Origin of the sequence: Mycobacterium sp. KBS0706 (assembly GCF_005938675.2) — a bacterium.
In the GTDB taxonomy this organism is placed as follows: domain Bacteria; phylum Pseudomonadota; class Alphaproteobacteria; order DSM-16000; family Inquilinaceae; genus Inquilinus.
The window spans coordinates 1-1,731 of sequence record NZ_VCCH02000260.1 but is presented as its reverse complement, the minus strand read 5'-3'; the positions used below and the strand labels follow the sequence as shown (position 1 = coordinate 1,731).

The 1,731-nt window shown below is 64.1% G+C and carries 3 protein-coding genes; 1 reads left to right on the top strand and 2 read right to left on the bottom strand.

The window, feature by feature from the left end; all coding sequences use genetic code 11:
• Positions 1–490 precede the first annotated feature (490 nt).
• Complete coding sequence (locus FFK22_RS41665; RefSeq protein WP_221939300.1) at positions 491–703, top strand: DUF1127 domain-containing protein; 213 nt, start codon at positions 491–493, stop codon at positions 701–703.
• Positions 704–714: 11 nt separating this feature from the next.
• Here the strand turns inward: FFK22_RS41665 and FFK22_RS44250 are convergent, their stop codons facing one another.
• On the bottom strand, positions 715–1,119 hold the full coding sequence (locus FFK22_RS44250; protein WP_221939299.1) for an AEC family transporter: 405 nt from the start codon (positions 1,117–1,119) through the stop codon (positions 715–717).
• Positions 1,086–1,731, bottom strand: a 646-nt coding sequence (locus tag FFK22_RS44245; protein ID WP_221939298.1) for an AEC family transporter, incomplete at its 5' end; no start/stop codon positions are given. The genes FFK22_RS44245 and FFK22_RS44250, both read right to left, overlap by 34 nt.

The window sequence follows — 1,731 nt, the reverse complement described above, 5'->3', positions numbered from 1 at the left end:
CACGCCGGTACAAGATTCGCGGCAGTCGTCGGGCCAAATCTGCAATTCCCGCCCGCTACGAGTCGCCGCTGCCCTATGCCTCGGTCAATCTGGCCCAGAAATTCGCCCTGTCCCCGGACCAATGGGTGGCCGCGTGGTCGCCGAGATGAACGAACCGAAGGTCGAGATCGTCCGCCTCGATGTCCGTGGCGCGAAGGGGCGTCGACCACGAGTTTCGGCCGCTCGGTGTCCTGCGCAGGCCTCCTATGCAGTACTGAAAAGCCCGTTGCGATGTTGATGTTGTGGGTCATCTCGTAGTCCTGAATAAATGTGCAATTTTGATTGATGAACGCTTAATTAATATAAATTAAATTGTCTACAAATTTGCCAAGACCCAACTATTTATTGAAAGATTGCCTTTATCGGCATTGATGCAGAAGCCGCCGCGCGGCGTCCGAAGGAGTTCGTCTTTCCGGCAGGATGCATGTCGTGGTGCAAGGAGAGTTGTCCCGTGTCGACCACCGAACTTCCCTCGGCCACCGCCCAGGACGGCGTCGTTCGCCGAGATCTGGTCACGTCCCTGATCGACCTGCTGCTGACCTGGCATGAACGCGCGCAGGAGCGCCGCTGTCTGGCAAGCCGGTCGGATTCCTTTCTGGCCGATTGCGGCCTGAGCCGATGCGATGTCGAGGCGGAGATTCGCAAGCCGTTCTGGCGCGGCTGATGCTCCGGGCCCTACCCGGGGAAGAGCACGGCGATGGCGATCGCCATCGTGACGATGCTGAACACGGTGCTGGCGATGACCATGGATCCGGCTGTGGCCGAATCCAGGCGGTAGTTCACGGCGAACAGGATGCCGAAGAAGCCCGACGGCACCGCCGCCAGCAGAATGGCCACCTTTGCGGTCTCGGCCGAGACCGGCAGGATGAACACCACCGCGGCCGTCACGAGCGGCCGGATGATGTCGGCCGCCGCGGTCGCCCTGACGACCTTCCAGTCCAGCCGGAAATGCTGGCCCGACAGGACCAGGCCGGTGAGGAACAGGGCGACGCCGGCGGCGGCATGCCCGATCAGCAGCAGGCAGGCATCGGCGACGGGTCCGGGCTTCAGCTGCAGCAGCGAGAGTGCGATACCGAGCATCGGCGCCAGGACCACGGGCTTGGCCAGCGCCGCCGCAGGGCTCGGAGGATGCGCAGGGTCATCGGTTCGGCAGCCGCGTCGCCCTTCGCCCCGTAGATCTCGAGGAGGACCAGCGTCAGCGGGCTGACGAGGATGGAGCCGGCGGCCAGGGTGACGGCGACCGGAACGGTCCCGGTCGGGCCGAGCACCGCGGAGACGATGGGAAGCCCGACACCCGCGAGATTCGGAAAGGCGATGGTCAGGGCCTGCAGCGCGGCATCCTCCTTGCCGATCCTGGAGGATGCGTGCTGACGGAAATACCATGCCAGGTACAGCAGCAGCATGACCCCGCCGGAGACCGCGAAAAGCGGCGCCTGGGCCAGCATCTCGCTGCGCGGCGCCGATGCCGTCGCCGCAAACACGGATGCCGGCAGGGCGAAATCCATCACCAGCTTGTTCAGGCTGTCGACCTGATGGTTTTCGACGATGTGCATTCGCCCGGCGACATAACCGAGGCCCATTACGAAGAAAATCGGGGCCAGCGCCAGCAGGATTGCGTCGGACATCATGGAACGGCCTCCTCCTGTGGATCGACCGGGGTGATCCGCCGGCACCACGCCGTGCCATCCGCCC

What these genes read in the sequence shown, in the direction of transcription:
- FFK22_RS44250 (WP_221939299.1), bottom strand. Translation starts at nt 1,119, where the DNA reads ATGCTCGGTATCGCACTCTCGCTGCTGCAGCTGAAGCCCGGACCCGTC.